General features: G+C 39.2%; 12 protein-coding genes and 1 tRNA gene. All 13 read right to left on the bottom strand.

Annotated features, from left to right (window positions below; translation table 11 throughout):
* Positions 1-4: 4 nt before the first annotated feature.
* The 13 genes from ACFS6I_RS01885 to ACFS6I_RS01825 all read right to left on the bottom strand — a co-directional run bounded on the left by ACFS6I_RS01885 (position 5) and on the right by ACFS6I_RS01825 (position 18,280).
* Positions 5-1,108 (bottom strand): efflux RND transporter periplasmic adaptor subunit, encoded by a 1,104-nt coding sequence (locus tag ACFS6I_RS01885; RefSeq protein ID WP_380917797.1) that lies wholly within the window; start codon positions 1,106-1,108, stop codon positions 5-7.
* 11 nt (positions 1,109-1,119) lie between these two features.
* Positions 1,120-4,296: an efflux RND transporter permease subunit gene (locus ACFS6I_RS01880; RefSeq protein WP_380917795.1), complete on the bottom strand. Its 3,177-nt coding sequence runs from the start codon at positions 4,294-4,296 to the stop codon at positions 1,120-1,122.
* Between the two features lie 9 nt (positions 4,297-4,305).
* Entirely contained in the window at positions 4,306-5,694 is a 1,389-nt protein-coding gene (locus ACFS6I_RS01875; protein ID WP_380917793.1) for a TolC family protein, read from the bottom strand.
* A gap of 116 nt (positions 5,695-5,810) precedes the next feature.
* Complete coding sequence (locus tag ACFS6I_RS01870; protein ID WP_021189516.1) at positions 5,811-6,212, bottom strand: hypothetical protein; 402 nt, start codon at positions 6,210-6,212, stop codon at positions 5,811-5,813.
* Between the two features lie 188 nt (positions 6,213-6,400).
* Positions 6,401-6,760 (bottom strand): DUF4180 domain-containing protein, encoded by a 360-nt coding sequence (locus ACFS6I_RS01865; protein ID WP_021189517.1) that lies wholly within the window; start codon positions 6,758-6,760, stop codon positions 6,401-6,403.
* 36 nt (positions 6,761-6,796) lie between these two features.
* Entirely contained in the window at positions 6,797-7,135 is a 339-nt protein-coding gene (locus ACFS6I_RS01860) for a n-acetylglutamate synthase (RefSeq protein WP_380917790.1), read from the bottom strand.
* Complete coding sequence (locus tag ACFS6I_RS01855) at positions 7,132-7,431, bottom strand: antibiotic biosynthesis monooxygenase family protein (RefSeq protein ID WP_132845578.1); 300 nt, start codon at positions 7,429-7,431, stop codon at positions 7,132-7,134. Before ACFS6I_RS01855 ends, ACFS6I_RS01860 begins: the two co-directional genes overlap by 4 nt.
* A gap of 468 nt (positions 7,432-7,899) precedes the next feature.
* Positions 7,900-7,987 (bottom strand) — tRNA-Ser (locus ACFS6I_RS01850).
* A 307-nt stretch (positions 7,988-8,294) separates the two neighbouring features.
* A complete protein-coding gene (locus ACFS6I_RS01845; protein WP_380917787.1) occupies positions 8,295-10,169 on the bottom strand; it encodes a sodium:solute symporter family protein in 1,875 nt (624 codons plus the stop codon).
* Between the two features lie 279 nt (positions 10,170-10,448).
* On the bottom strand, positions 10,449-11,633 hold the full coding sequence (locus ACFS6I_RS01840) for a glycoside hydrolase family 130 protein (protein WP_380917785.1): 1,185 nt from the start codon (positions 11,631-11,633) through the stop codon (positions 10,449-10,451).
* 30 nt (positions 11,634-11,663) lie between these two features.
* On the bottom strand, positions 11,664-13,481 hold the full coding sequence (locus ACFS6I_RS01835) for an aryl-sulfate sulfotransferase (protein ID WP_380917783.1): 1,818 nt from the start codon (positions 13,479-13,481) through the stop codon (positions 11,664-11,666).
* A gap of 107 nt (positions 13,482-13,588) precedes the next feature.
* Entirely contained in the window at positions 13,589-15,214 is a 1,626-nt protein-coding gene (locus tag ACFS6I_RS01830; protein ID WP_380917781.1) for a RagB/SusD family nutrient uptake outer membrane protein, read from the bottom strand.
* Between the two features lie 51 nt (positions 15,215-15,265).
* Positions 15,266-18,280 (bottom strand): SusC/RagA family TonB-linked outer membrane protein, encoded by a 3,015-nt coding sequence (locus ACFS6I_RS01825; protein ID WP_380917779.1) that lies wholly within the window; start codon positions 18,278-18,280, stop codon positions 15,266-15,268.
* Positions 18,281-18,745: the final 465 nt, after the last annotated feature.

Here is an 18,745-nt window from a genome sequence, read left to right as displayed (position 1 = left end):
ATTTCTATTTGTTTATTTTTCCTTCTTTAATTTCTTCTGATGGCTTTAATATGATTTGACTTTCTGTCGAAATTTGGCCAAATACTTCCGTTAACGTATCCAAATGTACGCCTTCCTTGACAGGAATGCGTTTAATTTCTTGATCGTCTAATATAAGTATAAAAGTGCCAGCCTGTGTCGTTAGAACACTTTTTTTAGGTACCCAAGTAGAGGGTTGCTTACGTTTTAGTTTTAATTTAACTTGTGCATACTCGCCTCCTTGTAATTCACCTGATGGATTGTCGACATCAAATTCTAGTGTTAGTGACCGATCTTGCTGATTCAGTAATCCTGAAGTACGAGATAATGTTGTCTCAAATGTTTTTCCAGGCTGTGAACTTACGGTGAAATTCGCTTGGACACCCTGCTGAACAGAAGCCGCATGTTTTTCTGGAAGTGATAAAGTTAAGCGTAATTTATTACCTTGTGCCATCATGAACAGCGATTGGTTGGATGAAGTTCCTGCCAATGCTCCTACGGAAACATTTCGCTCTGTAATGACGCCATCGAAAGGGGCAGTGATACGCAGATATTGCTGTAATTGTGATGTATGGGTCGTACCTGCTTTAGAAGCTTCGTAAGCTGCACGTGCACTTTCAACGGAACTTTTTGCTCTGTCTAATTCAATTGCTGCTACAGCACCAGTTGTCGCTGATGCATCTTTCAACCGATCGTATGCTTGTTGTGCAAAGAGGTAATCGTTATATATCTTTTGCTCAGTAGCTTTGTCAGAAAGATATCGCTGATTCATTTCTGGAGCCTCTAGTATCGCCAATAGCTGTCCTTTACGTACATGATCACCACGGTCTACATATAACTGTTTTATAAATCCTGATACTTTTGCAAAAACAGCCACCTGTTCATAAGGTTTCAGTTCTGCTGGAACTGAAATTTCATATTCCGGATTTATGAACTGCACCGCCGCAGTACTATAATTTACTTGTTTGTCCGCTTTTTTATTCTCTTTTTTAGTTTTTTGTTCTTGCTGAGCGCATGACATACATGTAAAGAGGAGCAAAACAAAGCCCGTTAAACTTGATATTTTATATTTAGAGATTGTCGTATTCATGATGTGATATTTTAAATGGATGATGTTTTTTTATTAGAATAATACTGACTTGTCTCATCATCAGGATCTAGAGATGGGCTACTAACTGATGTTCTGGACATGAGCGAAGAAAAGAAATGCGGTAGAAGCAGTAAAATAACAATTGTAGATGCAATAAGACCGCCAATAACCGCTCTACCGAGAGGTGCTACTTGTTCAGCGCCATCTCCAATACCTATCGCCATAGGCAACATACCGGCAAGCATGGCCGCGGCAGTCATTAATATCGGACGCAATCTTGACGAAGCAGCTAATCTTGCCGCGTTTGTAGGTTTTAAGGCCATATTTCTTCTGTAATATTCAGCTTGATTAATGAGCAATACGGCATTGGATACCGATACACCAATGGACATGATAATACCCATATATGATTGTAAATTAAGAGTACTGTTGGTAAGAAATAATACAATTAAGCTCCCCGTAATTACAGCAGGAATGACTGATAGGATAATTAAAGGAACTTTAAAAGACTGGTAGTACGCAGATAACATCAAGAAAATAGCCATAATAGCTACAGCTAATCCTGTCAAAAGATTACCTAATGTGTCGTCAAGAAGTTGCATTGTACCTTCAGTCCATATACTAACACCACGTGGAGGTTCGCCCGCATCTTTTATAGCTTTTTTTACGGCTGTAGAAGCTGTTCCCAAATCTTGATTGTAGACATTTGCTATGATCGTGACATATCGGTTAGGACCTTTGCGGTTTACTTGTGCCGGAGCGGTTACTCGGCGAACAGTGGCAATATCTTCAAGTACCGGACGAAGGTTTCCTTTCTTTAAAGGAAGTGATTTAAGCCTTTCTTCTGATGACATGATATGCTCGGGGATCTGAACCTGAACTTGAAAAACAAGCCCCGATTTCGGATCTACCCAAAGATTTTTATCTGTAAAACGGGTAGAAGAGGTGGCGGTCACTAAGCTCTTCGTGATTTCCTGCATGGTCAATCCAAACTGTCCGGCTAAGTCACGGTTAACTTCAATTTCAAGAGTAGGGTAGGCGATTGGTTCAGCAATTCGTACATCTCGTAAATAACGTATTTCTTTCAAATTCGATTCAATTTTCGAAGCATGTGTATTTGCAGCTTTAAGCTGTCCGGCACCAACTTTAATTTCAATGGGCGTCATAGCTCCCTGTCCCATTATTTTTTCTGTCAGTTCCATCGGTTCAAAATTGAACTTTATCTGTGGATGATTCTGAGTTATTGAAGTTCTTATTTTTTCTTTCAGGTCCTCCATAGATCCAGCATACAAATTTTGATCTACGGATACTTGCAATACCGCTTCATGTGAAGAACTTGTGAACAGAAAAATAGGATTGATCGGGGATGTTGCAGGTTGCATGCCCACGAAAGCAGAAGTTATCGCTATGCCATCTTCAGGAAGCTGTGTTTTGATAGCATCAGTAATGGAGTTGACGATCTGTTCTGTTTTTTCGATTCTGCTTCCTTGCGGGGCTTGTATTCGTAATTGAAAGTCACCGCTATTTGATACAGGCATGACATCGGTTCCGACGAAATTTAATAACAAACCGATTGTTCCCCCCGAAAGTACGATATAGAGTAAAAAAAGACCAAGTGATTTTGCGGACCACTTGCGCATTCTGTAAGCATAATTTACTCTGAATTTCTCAAAAAAAGCTTTTTTTCTGTTTGTTTTACTTACAATTTCCTGTTTATTTTTCATTAACCAATTCGCCAAAATAGGTACGAATGTTTGAGAGGCAATAAAGGATGCTATCATTGCAAATGCAACTGCCATTGATAAAGGAATAAACATGTCCTTAGGAATACCGGTCATAATGAAAGCAGGAGTTAACACTGCTAGAATGCAAAGTAGAATTAAAAGCTTTGGAACAGATATTTCAAGCAACGCATCTAAAATAGCGCGCTGTTTTCCTTTTTTCATTTCCATATGTTGATGGATGTTTTCGATCGTCACTGTCGCTTCATCGACAAGAATACCGATCGATAGGGCTAAGCCGCTTAGTGTCATGATGTTGATGGTTTGTCCAAATAGGTAAAGAACCATAACAGCTGAGAGTATAGCAATCGGTATTGTCAGTACTACGATAAAAGCCCCCCGCGTATCTCCTAGAAATAAGAAAATCATCAATCCCGTAAAAACAGCACCGAGTATGCCTTCATGTATCAGATTAGAAAGTGAGCGCTCAATGTATTTGGATTGATCAAACTCGTAACGGACATCCACATCTTCCGGAAGTTGATTCTTTAATTTATCCATGGAGGACTTTAAATTATTTACAGCATCTAGTGTAGAAGCATCTGCTTTTTTGATGATGGGCAGGTATACGGAGCGTTTTCCGTTAACCAATGCATATCCCACTGTTTGATCTGCGCCATCTGACACAGAAGCGACATCTCTGACATAGATGGTACGGTTATCAGTGGTCTTGATCGGTGTATTTAAAAACTCCTCCGGATTTTTAGCGATTGAGTTAATTGGAGCCATTAAATTTTCATCGCCTATACGGATATTTCCGGCAGGAGAAGGAATACTGCTTTTGGTGATGGCAATTGTAATGTCTTCGGCACTTAGTCCGCTGGCTTGCATCGCTTCGGGATCAATATCGACGACAATAGAACGCGCATTACCTCCAAAAGGTGCGGGTGCGGTGATCCCGGGGATTTCGACAAACATCGGTCTGATTTTGGTTAACACAAGTGTCTGTATTTCATTGATCGAGAGTTTGTCACTTTCAAAGACCAACTGACCTACCGGTAATGAACTTCCATCAAAACGGACTACCATCGGCGGTACTGCACCAGCAGGTAGAAAGCCCATCGCTCTTGAAACTGAAGTAGATACTTCTCCGGCTACTTGTGCCATGTTGGTACCTGGATAAAAGGTAAGCTTCATCAGGCTGAGTCCCTGAACACTTTTAAAGTCTATATTTTTAACACCGCTGACAAATAGGAGCACCTTCTGAAATTCATTTGCCATAAATCCGTCCATATAGGCCGGGGATAATCCGCCATAAGGCATAGCGATATACATAGCCGGTAATTCAACTTCAGGAAAGATGTCTACATTGATTTTTTTTATTGTGCTATAAGAAAAAAAGGCAATCGTAATGACCGCTACCATGATAGCAATGGGTTTCCTGAGCGCAAATCTTATTAGATTCATATCTATATATTAAAGGTTATTAAACAGATAATCGAAATTGGCCGTTAGCTCTGACTCATATGCCAGTAACATCCAATACGAACGGGAGGCTTCGATATGATTATTCTCGGCCTGTTCAAGTAAAATGCGGATTTGTAATAATTCACTAAGCGTGATCAATCCACTTTTATAACGGGCCATGTACATACCATAAGCATCTTGTGCCTGTTTAACGGCAATTTGAGATTTTTGTAACTGCTTATATTGCCAGTGGCTTTTTGTTTGAGATGCTGATAAATCTGCTTCCATCGCATCCTGATATTGCGTTTGCAATAATTTAGCGCTGTTGGCTTCTTCATTTAATCCTTTACCTTTTAATCGGTTTGTATACAAACTTGTTATATTCCAGGTTATGCCTATACCAACAAGCATATTATTCGTATTATTTCTAAAACCGTCTTGCCATGCACTTGAACTTTTACCATTAGAATTAACACCTGTCCCTCGATAAGCATAACCACCTAGTAGCTTTAGTGATGGCATCGCTGCTCTCTTTTGGGCTTCTCCGCTTTGCGTATAGTATTGCACCTGTTTGCCTAGTGCAGCTAATATTGGATGGCTGTCGTTAATGCCCTGACTAGCATTTACATCCTGACTTTCCATGGGATCTGAAAAATGCCGAATGGATGAACTGTACATAACAGTATCTTGGCCATATAGTTCTTGGAGTTTGATATAGGAAGCATGCTTATTACCGTTCCATTTATCATACTCACCCATTGCCTGCACATAAGAAGAAGTAGCCAAAAGACTATCTGCCGCAGGTTTAAGACCCGAAGCCGCTAAACCTGAACTGATTTTACGGATATCATCTAAGCGTGCTGTATTTTTTTTCGACCATTCTAATTTTGCATGATTATAAAGCAATGTGATGTAGCGTTCAGAAAGTATTTTTTTGAGATTTAGGATGTAAGCTTCCTGTTCACTAACTTTTTTCTGAACGAGCATTTCTGCCACTTCATTTTCTTTTTTAAGTCTACCAAAGGTGAACAATTCCCATTCAACAGTAGCCGAAGCAAAGCTATTTGCCGCTAAGTTGCTTCCTTCTAATGTTCCAGGATTTCCGCTTACATTAAAAAAACCGGGCTGCGGAAAGAAAGCTCCGGCACTTCCTTCATAAGTGCCATAGGTGTTTTGAAATTGTGTTTTTACTTGTGGAAGATGAGCACTTTTTACAGCTTTTGCATTTAGCTCGGCCGCATTTATAGCACTTTTTTTAACACCTATTCCAGGGTAGTTTTCTTCCACCTGAGACCATAAACTGCGCAATGTGTTTTCTTTTTTTTGCTGTCCGTATAAGGGTAGTACGGATGCAAGGGCAAGCCATATACATATAGCTGCCACTATGTCTTTTATCATAATGATATTACGTTTTGAAAAGCCGTTGAAATAACAACAAGCTGTCTAGAATAAAATAGAGTTTTGCCTATTGAAAAGTTATGATCAATAGGATTATAGGAAGGTAAAAAGAAGTACTAAATTTGGAGATTGCGATCTCTTATAAAAATAGGGATGGAGCCTGATAGTTTCAGATGACCATAATTGGGGTGTACTTGTTGACTGCGGATAACAATGTTAAGCAGCAACATAAACGCAAGGGTAAATAATACAAGTGGAGCAAAATCACCAACATGAAAAGAAACAGCTTGTGATATCTGTGTATCTGTGCTTTCACTATTGATACATTTTTCAGCTCCGTTGCTGGAAAATAGATTTCCATTTTTTATCGGAGCTTTTGCTGTATTACTTGTTATATCTGCCCAGCTTTTGATGCTACTTTTTATTGCACAGGAAGTCAACAGTACACAAAAAACCGTTGCAACGACAAATAAGATGCGTTGCGATTTTCTTGCGATATGTAGTCTAAAGCGGTTCATATTGAGGTAAAGCTAGGGCTTTTTATGTGAGCCAGCAAATATTGGCTGTTGTTTTTTTCCTATCTAACAGTTTTGTTGCTGAAGCAGTTTTTTTTAAAAAATAGAAAATTTAAATTTTATACTTCATTCAAGCTTATGAATAATACTTGAATTGCCTGTGAAAGTTCAAAATCACTCCTTCATGCTTTTTATTTTGCAAGAAGTGACAGTGCCTCCTCTAGTGTTTTTACAAAATTAACCTGTCTTCCTTTATTACTTTCATATATGAAATCAATCATGCTTTTGGAAGTGAATTTAGAAAAATCACCTATAATAATGATTTGCATGCGGTAATTAGAAAACTTTTGCAATACTTCTCCCGCGATTTTATTTTTAAGATCAAAAAAATCTGATATCAAATTTTTTTCGTGTACGATTACTTTAGAGAGATCTTCATAATAAAGATTTCCTATTAAATCTACGGCATCATCTGCCGTTTTTATGACTAGACCATCGGAAATTAATTCTGCTACTTTAATGTTATTGATCTGGTGGAACGTGAAATTCATTATTTATTGTTTTAGTATTGGTATTCAAAATATGGTTTACAACTCTTCAATAATAGACTGCCCCGAAGATAGGTCTCCCGAAGTCCATTGCCAGCTTTCATGTAATCTTATTTTTCCATTCGGTAAGATTTCGGGTTTAGATTTACACATTCCTGTCATTAATTTTCCTTCTCTATTCACCTGTTGATAGCGCATATCAATCTCACCCTGCTCATTCACGAGACCAATCAATTGACCATGGATGATTTTACCTCCGTTATATTGAGCTGTTACAATATAGTCAATCTGTTTATAGTGAAAAACTGTTTCATGGGATGTTTCTCCATTATTGCTATTGTTTACAGCAGAAAAACGTTTGTTATTATAATTTATCATATTTTTTGAGGTAAATCTTCGTAATGAAAAACTTGAGGAAAGGGATCATAATAGTCGTGAAGCAGCTCTTTCCATTTTAAATATTGCGGAGACTGGCGGAATCCAATTTCATGTGCTTCTACAGAACTCCACTCCACTAGAAGTACATACTGGTTTTCTACCTCGATACATTTTTTTAGTGAATGCCTTATATAGCCGTCAATAGCTGCAATATATTGGCTGGCTGTGATGAAATCATTTTCAAATGCAAGCTGCTTACCTGCTTTTACATGTAATATCGCTAATTCTAATATCATCGGTTTGTTTAAATTATCAGTGGAAATTAAAACAATTTCAAATTGTCTTTAATTCCATTTTCCAAAAAATAAAAAAGTTGAAATCCTAGATTTCTTTATCTTGCAATTTAAAGAATCTTTGATAGAATAAAGTATGCTTGTTATTTCGATACCGATCGTTTTTAATATTTGGAAAGTGTGGCGGATTATTTTATGATCCCAGGAAGAGGCAGCCCTATAGAATATAGTAATATAAAAAAGCTTGCAAAATATCATAAAAAATAAAAGCTCAAATTACTTTGGGCTTTTGTTTTTTGGCGGAGAGCGAGGGATTATTTCATGATCCTAAAAAGGGGGGGGCTTCAATCACAAAATATAACCATTCGCTTTGCTCATTTCTTTTGTTGTTTATAGAGTTTTATTTAAGCAAGCTTCAAAAACTTCATAAACAACAAAAGCCCAACTTTGCAGTTGGGCTTTATTTTTTGTTGGCGGAGAGCGAGGGATTCGAACCCCCGGACCTATGACAGTCAACAGTTTTCAAGACTGCCGCATTCGACCACTCTGCCAGCTCTCCGCGACAAAAGTACGAATTTTAACATTCCTACCAAATTTATTTTAAAAAAATAAGGGTAAAAATAGATTTTGAGCAGTGATTTTACTGATTTTAAGTATGTTAATTTTTATTAGTTTTTTGTTTTATGATAAAGAGATCGATGTTTTCGATAAAACAAACATTACTTGTATTTCCAAAATCCGATAATACCGTGTTTCAGAAGCCATATTTCGACTGTTGTAGATATACATTTTCCGATTTGAACTATATTTTATATTGGATCTATTATGAAAATGTAGTTGTCTGGGAGGGAAAAATCTTCAGTTTTTTATGGTGTGAAATTCTTTTTCATAAATGCATCGTATTCTTTCTCTTCCATATTCATTTTGTCGTACCAATTTTTCTTTAATATTAACGAGGTAATGCTCAGAACCAATATACTGGTTATTAATGGAAATCCTTGTTGAACAACAATATACATCGGTATTAATGTCAATGAACACTGCCACACAATACCGATAACAATATTGAACATATCACGTTTGAAGTTTTTGTTTTCCTTTAAATCGGGATATTGGGCTTGTGCTTTTTTTATAATTGGATCCCAGAAACCCCACGGACGTACTTTAATGTAGAAGTCTATGAGCGTTTTATCTTCAGTAGGTTTGGATAGTAATGTGCCTGCTATACAGCCAATCAATGAAATGCACATTAATATCGGAAAATAATACAAAGGCAATATGTCTGGGAAAAACAATGGTGCCACCATTGCTGCTACAATACCTGTAAACATACCTGAAAAGAAGCCATTGCCATTAAATCTCCACCAATGCCATTTTAAAACATTAGCAGCGATGTATCCGCCATACAATGCAGAAACGATCCATTGTAAAATAGAATTGATATTGTGCAGGTAAAGGCCAATTATGGTGCTGACAACAACAACCAGTACGGATATGATATAGCTTGCTCTAATTTGAGTTTTGGAGGATGCTTTTGTGTGGATGTATTTTAGAAAAACATCATTTACCAGATATGCTTGAGCAGCATTTACAGTGGAGGCAAATGTCGACATAAAAGCAGCGAGCAACCCTGCTAGCAAAATACCTACGAGCCCTACGTATGCAAATTCATTGATCGCTTTAGGAAGAATGGTTTCAAAGTCAATATTATTTCCCATTGTCTTAAATTCGTCACTAAAAAATACAAGTGCAAGTACTGTAAAACCCATGATCATCAAGTATCTGGGAATTAATAAAATGACCGATACCGAGCCACTCATGAGTGCGGCTTCTCTTGGACTACGACAGGCAAGTATTTTTTGCATATCATAGTTAGCTGCTGGTCCTGCCATACTCATAAATACTCCCTTGAAAAGCATCATCATAACAAATATCGTAAACAAGCTATATTGATCTTCTTGGATTTTAGTCATGATAGAGGGTATTAAATCCTCCCAATCAAGATCCAATTTCCATCCAAAAAAAGGTGAGTCCCACCCTTTGGGTGTATGTGCTGCAAGCATTTCCGGACTCACTTTATTCATGGCTATTGACGCAATGATGATTCCTGAAATGGTCATGATGCTGAATTGGACAACATCGGCCCAAACAATGCTATGCATGCCTCCAAGCATCACATAAGAGGTTGCAATAGTCGTAAAAAATATGCCGTAAACTTTGGCGACAGATTCTGGTTCCAGATGAATGGGAACATAGGGAGAGATATACTCCCAGGGAAAAAATACTTCCATGAATTTTCCGATTCCGATGAAACCATAGCTAAGAAATCCAAGAACCCCAATTATTGCATATAAGATTACTATTGTATGGGACAGGTTGGCTCCTCGTCCATAGCCGAAGCGTGTTCGGATCCATTCAGCTCCCGTTAGTACATTGGAACGCCGTAACCATACTGAAAGGTAGATCATTAAAAATACCTGATTGAAAACGGGCCATAGCCAAGGAATCCAAAGGCTTTTAAAACCATAAACAAATGCAAGATAGACCATCCACATGGTTCCCGAAATATCAAACATGCCAGAGGCATCCGATAGACCAAGCATGTAGAAAGGAAGTTTTTTGCCTCCAAGAAAATAGGAGTCCAGATTTTTTGAGGCTCTTTTTTTTAATAATAAGCCGATAACGATCATAGCGATGAGATAGACGACTATTATAAGTATATCTATGAGTTGGAGCTTCATTGAATATTAACTATTCCTTTCTAGTGATTGATTTGTAAATTGGTTTCTTCGGTAACCAAATATACATTTTTTTTCTACTATTCCTTATCCCGTTTTCAGCGATAGGGATGTTACCATATACATCGTTATCAGGACAATTTAGTATAAGCAGATGAAGACTTTAAAGAAATTAATGATTGTATCGTTGAGATAAAGCCGTCATGAATTCCTAAAATTATGAGAACTCATGACGGCTTTAAGAAAAAATTGATGTTTCTGGCCGATGGCTTGAAATTTCTTTTAGATCATTTTAGCGAGGTAAGCGTGATTTTTGTCGATCAGCTGATTTATTTTTTTTACAGATTCCAATGATCTAAAATCATCTTTTGGTGTATGAAGACAGTAATCCAGTAGTCTGTCAATATCTGATATGGCAACATGCATGCGTGTATCACTGGATGCATAGTATATATAAACAGTTCCATCATCTTTTGCAATCCATCCATTTGAAAATAAAACATTGGACACATCTCCAATTCTTTCATCTTTTTGAGGGGCTAGCAGATACCCACCTGGCTCCGCAATCAATAGACTAGGGTCTTGCAGGGCGGTGAGGTAGAGGTATAAAACGTATCTTAGACCCGCTGCGGTTTTACGCACACCATGGGCTAAATGCAACCAGCCTTTAGTCGTTTTAATAGGAGGTGGACCTTCTCCATTTTTAACTTCCTTGATCGTATGGTAATGTCTGAAATTGACGATCTTTTCTTCTTGTATTGTAGCATTAGCGATATCATCTATCAATGTCCATCCAATTCCGCCACCACTTTTGGCCAGGATAAAATCATCTTGAGGTCTTGTGTAAAGTGCATATTTTCCATCGATAAACTCCGGATGAAGCACAACATTACGTTGCTGACTGGAAGCACGCAGATTGGGGAGACGTTCCCACTGGATCAGGTCTTTTGAACGTATAATGCCTGCAGAAGCAAGAGCACTTGAGAGATCACCTGGTGCTGCGTTAGGGTCTAATTTTTCACTGCAGAAGACTCCGTAAACCCAGCCATCTTCATGAACAGTGAGTCGTATATCATAAATATTTGTTTCGTCAGGATCGGTATCTGGCACAGAGATCGGACGATCCCAGAAGCGAAAGTTGTCAAGACCATTTTTACTTTCAGCAATTGCAAAAAAAGATTTTCTATCTGTGCCCTCTACACGGATAAAAAGGAGGTATCTTTCTTTCCAGTAGAGTGCACCCGCATTCATAGTCGAGTTAAAACCTATGCGTTCTAAAAAAAAGGGATTCGTCTGTGGATTAAAATCATAACGCCAATGCAAAGGAATATGATCTTTTGTAATTACTGGATTTTCACAACGCTGTATAATACCATTTGATGAAGGAATGCAATAATTGGGTCGGTTAAGTAAAGATTCATGGTATTCAGCTACTTGTTTCTTTTGGTTTTCAAATATAGTCGACATCAGGCAGTAAAATCTATAAGTATTTTCAATTTAGTAGTTCTCTGGGTATAAAGGCATGCGGGTTACACGGTGGAAGGCGAAGCCACTGTTGGCCGCGATTTCAAGTTCAAATAGTATTTCTTTAGTCTTTGGATTTATTTCCATGATGCGGCCCCCTGTTCCCAATGAGGTGGACACGCCCATTCCGGGACAGAAAAGGACATTTCCGGTTTGTTTCAGGTATTGTACTCCTGACACGGCAAGAGAAAATCCCTTAGCACCGCGTTCCTTACCATAGGACCAAAGTTGCTGTACTGTTTTGTTGGCAACATCAATTTTGTACTCCACTATACGACTATAATTCGTTCTAGAGGGGATGGAGTTTGATATCCAATTACGGTCATAACCATTGTCAAATACCAGTAGGCGGTCATTGGCAATAGCTACCGGAGTATGAGGCCCCCATGGCCAGTCAAAGCCGTCGATTTGTGCGTCGCCATTGATAACTGCGGGATCTGTAACCGGAGTGCCGTCTTCAGCAATAGGATTTAATAACAGAGCGTGATATTGGCTTTTCCATAATTTGTGAGGTGATATGATCCAGCGAAGACTTCCGGAATGATTAAAACTTACAATTCCCTGGTAGCGTAGCGTGGCTAATAAATCATTGCCTATTTCGCCTACAGCATTATTGTGGGCCCAGTTGTTGGGTGTCTGCGAGAAAATGGGCGGAGTAATACCATCTGGCTTTATGTAGCGGGAAGTATCGAGCTGATGAGCAAGATCCCATTCGGTTACTAGCGTACCACTTTCGGGATTTAGCTCGATAATGTGGTCATTGATGCGTGGTTCACCATTTCGCAGGCGCGCACCAGTTTTTGTCACTGTAATTAAGAAGTTCCCGTTGTTCGATTCCGTAATTTCATGATGAAATCCATATCCTAGTTTTTGAAGATCCCACTGACGCTTTAAATTACCAAACATATCGATTTCCACCACACGTGCCTGTGCTTGATCACCTGCAATAAAAGTTCCTTTTTTAGTCCGCTTCAGCCCGATAGAGGTCGAAATTTTCTGTAAATCTGGAGATGATTTAAGAAGCAACAGCCAGCGTAATTCTCCTTCACTATCTAACATATAGGGGAGGGATACATCCGCTTCACTCATACCCGGATAGTTAATTAAATTCATTCCAGGTTCCATTTTTTCGGGTAGTGCTTTCACTTTTTTCCATTTCGGAAAGTCAGCAAGTGAAATCGCTGCTGTACGTATATGTATCTGGGTACTGCCTCGTTCCTTACCTTCCATATCGGTATAAGTGAGATCAACCAGATTGTCATGATCAGGATAAAGGCCCAGAATAGGTACACTTTGGCGGATTGCATTTTCCTGACATAAATGTGTTATTGTTCCGATGGAGCTGTTTTTGCCCTTTACCGTTACTTTTATTCTACCGTAGGTTGGCAACCATACATCGACTAAAGCCGCTAAAGGATTGTATCCGGAGGGGTTGAGTTTTATCTTTTCAACGATATAATCAAGTTCAGTACCTTTGGTCGGTACAATAAGCTCTGAACCGTCGCGGAAGATAATCTTGGTGCGCCAGCGATCAAGTTCAGCTTCAATCTTGGAAATATCCTGCAATGGAATCCGTAGTATCTCCCTTTCAAAAGTGAAGATATAATCTTCATTTTTAGAAATATTGATCAGTAACTCACCGGCATCGATTTTAGAACTTAGTGACTGCTGTGACCCTATTATTATAGGTGTAGCTTTATCTTTAGCACAAGAAGAGAGCAGTATGACCAGGAGGATTAATTTTATGATCTTATTTGCTGAGTTATTTTGTGTTCTACTTGTTACCATCATGTATCGTATTTTTAAAGCTGGAAGAATTTTTTAAGTTTTCTAGCGAAGACATTCCTGTGTTCGCTAGAAAACTGTGGTTACTTTATTGTGAGCTGCTTTTGACTAACTTATCTCCATAATGGATGTTGCTGTATTTTTGTATTTGTATTCATCTCCGATTCCGGAATAGGCAGGTAATAATGTTTTGGTTGAAAATTATTGGCTCCTTGTTTTTTATTTGTTATCAGGATCTGTTTCATTTCGGCTGGAGTATACAAGCGTTTTAAGTCAAAGAATCGATGCCCTTCAAAGAAAAACTCGAGTTCATTTTGTTTGATGATCTCCTTCATCAGTTCGTTTTCACCGGTCCAGTTTTTTGTCCCCAAACCAGCTCTACTACGGACACGTGTCAGCGACTTGGCTGCATCGATCAAGTTCCCATTCTTTGCACAGGCCTCTGCGTGCAATAATAATACTTCAGCAAATCGGAATACGCGAAAATTGTTATTTCGATTTGTTGCATCATACATGCTGTTCGAGCCAGCTGCATTTAAGAAAAAGTTCGTGTATTTTTTGATTAGAAAGCGCCCCGGTTTATTGCTAATCGTTGGATACACCGGTTCGCCACGTTGTCTTTTGCTGCTTGCATTGCTCCACATCAGATCAAAAGGTTGATTTCCGAACCAGGCACCATCTGTCAGACCGGTTTCATAGTCGGAATATTTCCAAAAAAAGCTGGTATACATCCTTTTATCAAAACGTGTGTCGGATCCCGCCGGACGCTCTTCTGCAATAAAGCTTGACACGACAGAAGCACCTGGCATTAATTTGAACCAAGCTCCGGTGCCATCAGGTCCGGCAAAATTTGGCAGAACAAATCCTTGTGGGCTGTTTGGCGATTCTTGTCCCCAAGGACCATCTGATCCAAATTTGCTGTCATATACCAGTTCCCAGATTGATTCTTTATTTAACTTGGTATTATCTTTAAAGTTATCTTCAAAATTTTCAACCAGATCATACGTGTATGGTGCGGTTAGTAAGGCTTTTAACTCTGTTTCAGCCTGTGCATATTGCTTGGTGTAAACAAGGGCTTTGCCAAGATAAGCAATTGCCGCACCTTTTGTTACTCGTCCCGCTTCGGCGGCAGGTCTGGTTACAGGAAGATTTTCTTTGGCTGCTTTAAAATCAGTGATGACCTGTTTCCATACTTCGGCTTCTGGAGAAGCTGCTTTATTAGTTCCTTCTGGATCATCACCAGCTGGAATTAGCAACAGAGGTACATCGCCATAATTAGCCGCCAATAAAAAGTAATACATTCCCCGCAAGAAGCTTGCTTCAGCACTTAGTTCTTTCTTTTTATTTTCATCCATTGGTACCTTGGATATGTTTTGAAAAAACACATTAGCCCGGTTTATACCACTATACAAGCTGCCAAAGTCACTCGCTGAGGTCCCAGCAGAGTTTAAGAAATTAATATATTCCCAGGTAAATGGTTCTTCACCAGCGAGGAACCATACATCATCTGCTCTGTTCATCGTTTGATAACCACTATAGGCACCATAATATCCGCTCATCTGCGAGCGAATAGGTGAATAGATGGTAGCCATGGCTGCCTGGGCATCTCCCTCATTGACCCAGAAGATATCTTCAACTGGTTTGTTGGGATTGATGCGGTCTAGAAAGTCAGATTTACAGCCCCCTAGCGACAGAAGAAGGGTTGCCGCGATCGAACATTTTATGATTGAAATTTTCATGTATATCGTATTTAGGAAATTAAAGGTTGTTGTTTAAAAGTCGTCTATCCATTAAAAGTTAGCTTGTATACCGAACATAATGGTACGTGCCAGCGGAAAACGTCCATGATCTGTACCAGCTGTTAGTACACCCGACGGAGCTCCATTGTCACCATTACTTTGTCCAAGATCGGGTGTATAACCTTTATATTTTGTTACGGTAAACAGGTTGTCTGCAGCCAAAAATATACGGCCGTTTTTCAATGTCACTTTGCTCAGCCAGTGTGTAGGCAAGGTGTAACCTAATTCGATGGTTTTAAGACGGAAGAAAGCACCACTCTCTATCCAACGGTCACTAACTCGACGTTTATTGTCATTAGGATCTTCTCTTGTATAGCGCGGAATATCGGTATCCGTATTTGCTGGAGTCCAGGAATCTAAGATGCGTGCCGAGTGGTTGTTTACCTCATTGGTTTGTTCCATGCGGGCGCGCGTGTAATTATAGATCTTGTTGCCATACATGCCATCAAAGAAAAAAGCAAAATCAACTCCTTTAAAATCTAGGCCTCCTCGAATACCATACGCAAGCTTAGGGAAAGGACTGCCCATGTACTGGCGGTCATTATTATCAATGTGCCCATCTCCATTAAAATCGACAAATTTAATATCTCCTGCCATTGCATTGGGCTGGATTACTGTGCCGTTTGCGGTTTTGTAATTTTGTGCTTCGGTATCCGACTGGAAGAGTCCGTTGGTTTCTATCGCCCAAAATCCGCCAATAGGATAACCAACTTTTGCCCATGATACAGTACCTTCGCCCTGTGGGTTATAACCTTCAAATTCTTGTTTACCACCCACTGTGACAGCTTTTACTTCATTTTTCACGGTAGATGCATTGATGCCGAAGTTATAATTTACATCTCCAATAGCATCTTTAAACGTTGCCGAAAACTCAAAACCCTTGTTTCGGATTGTACCCGCATTCATGGTGGGTGTACCACTAAGTCCTGTAGAAGGGGGCTGATTAATTCCTAAAAGAATATTTTTTGTATCCCGGATATAATAGTCGGCACTGATGTTCAATTTGCTTTGTAAAAAGGCTAGATCTAAACCGATATTGCTGGTTTCAGTCTCTTCCCAGGTTAAATTCCGAGGCGATACCCAGCTGTTGCCGGGGATGGCACCCTGCCACCACATACCACCCTGTATATAATTGATACCGTAGGTGGTTACATTTTGTGTTGTATAATCACCGATTTCCTGATTCCCCAATCGGCCATAACTCGCTCTCAGTTTAAAATCATTCACTGTATTTTTAGCGCTTTCAAAGAAACCTTCGTTCATCATATTCCAGCCAAGGGCAACAGAAGGAAATACTCCGTATCGCTGTCCGCTGGCAAATTTGGATGAACCATCTCGACGTACTGTGGCCGTAAACAGGTACCGGCTATCGTAGCTATACATTAATCGGCCAAATTGAGATATTAAAGCGGCTTCATTTAAATTTCCGGAGGTGGATTGTTCGGCTGGAGAACCTGCGCCAATTACGTCAGTTCCTATCGGTATATCCTTTCGGCCAGCACCAAACCCCCGATTGGAGTTTTCCTGTGAAGAATAACCCGCTAATGCGGAAATCGTATGCTTGTCAAAAGTATTGTCATAGTGAATGGTATTTTCAATCAACCATTGATTGTTGAAGAAAGCGTTTTCATTGAGTGAAGATTGATTCTTAGCTGTACCATAGGTATAAGCTTCATTCTTGTTGTAATTTCTTCCAGAAGTTCTGTTGATTCCAACGTTTAACCTATATTTTAAGCCTTTTACAAACAGATCTGCTTCAGCATAACCATTAAGCATGATATCTGTTTGATAAACATGTTTATTGTATAGATTTAGATAACCTACAGGATTTTCTAAATTTTTCATCCAGGGTGCATAGGTGGCATAACCACCCAGCGTATTTTCATCATAGATCGGTAGCAAAGGATTTTGGCGAAGGATATCAGTAATGATCAAATCCGAATATTTCCGATCACCTGATTTTAATAGAAACGTATTTCCGATGCGGAGGTGATCATTAAAAAAATTAAATGTATTCTTTGAACGAACATTGAATGCTTTGTAACCCGTTGTTTTTAGGATCCCTTCTTGATTTAGGTAGCCCGCAGATACACTATAGGTAGAGCGTTCGCCACCTCCAGAAATATCGACATTGATCTTATTGATAGGAGCCGTGTCAAATACCTCATCCTGCCAGTCGGTATTGGCATTGAAACTTTCAGCTTGTGTTGGGAGATATTTATTTTCTTTTTGAAATTTTTTCCATTGTGGTCCATCCATCAGGTCCATTTTTTTTGGAAGACTCTGTATACCTGTGTAGGCGTTTATTCCAAGTGTAGCAGGTGAAGCTCTTTTTCCACCTTTAGTTGTGATTATTACCACACCATTTGCGGCACGAGAACCGTATATTGCTGCTGCAGAAGCATCTTTTAACACATCTAATGATGCAATATCGTTAGGGTCTACCAGGTTAATATCACTGAATACACCGTCTACGACATATAATGGTGTATTGTTTCCCATGGAGCTTAGACCGCGAATATTGATACTCATGCCCGCTCCAGGTGTGCCACCAGCATTGGAAACACTTACGCCGGCTATACGGCCCTGCAAAGCACCTGAAGCACTTTTTGCAAGGTTAGACTGTAAATCTTTACCCGTAACAGTGGCTACGGCTCCCGTTAGATCTCGTTTTTTTACCGTTCCGTAGCCGATAACGACTACTTCATCCAGTTGGCTGTCACTTACCAGGCTTAGATTGATAAACGAGTCGTCTTTAATCGGTACTTCTGCACGCTGCATACCTACATAGGTAATGAGGAGAAGTTTTCCAGTAGGAACGTTGATTGAAAAATTACCGTTTTGATCCGTCTTTGTGCCATCTGTGGTCCCTTTTACAATAATTGTTGCTCCGACAATTGGATTATTTTCTTTGTCTTTTACCGTTCCTTTAACTGGAATAGCCTGCTGCGCCCATGCAAATAGGCTAGAGCTGCAAAGTAGTGATAGTAATATGGTTTTTCTCATATTCTTGTTGATAATTAGTTGTTTGTCATGTTTGGCGGATTTAAGGGTAAAATGATTTATCCTTAAGCTGCTAATTGGTTTATTAGTAATCAGTGGGGGCTAAACTACGGTAAAACACAATTGGTAAATTGTACAATAGATTCAAGTTGATTGAACTATTTATTCTTTGTTTATATAAATTGGGGAGAAAGGAGGAGTAAATCGCCGAATGGAACGGCTTTTGGGCTAGTTGTGCTTCATTTTTAAAACTATTCGTTTAAGAGTTTGAAAAGTATTAATGGGCTAATATTTAGTCTGTTATGCACTGTTGGTCTTTTTGACTCTTGCACTCTACACTCAAATTATTTGAATTTTAAGCTCTTTGGTGGAAAGACGCGGAAGGGGGGGAGGCTATTTAATAGGGTTTATATCATAATAAACCCTATTTTGAATCAGGTATGCATTGGAATGTGGAAGATGATGAGA

The organism is Sphingobacterium anhuiense (assembly GCF_042686355.1).
In the GTDB taxonomy this organism is placed as follows: domain Bacteria; phylum Bacteroidota; class Bacteroidia; order Sphingobacteriales; family Sphingobacteriaceae; genus Sphingobacterium; species Sphingobacterium anhuiense.
Note: the sequence above shows the minus strand (reverse complement) of the source record. Positions and strands in the feature narration are given on the sequence as shown.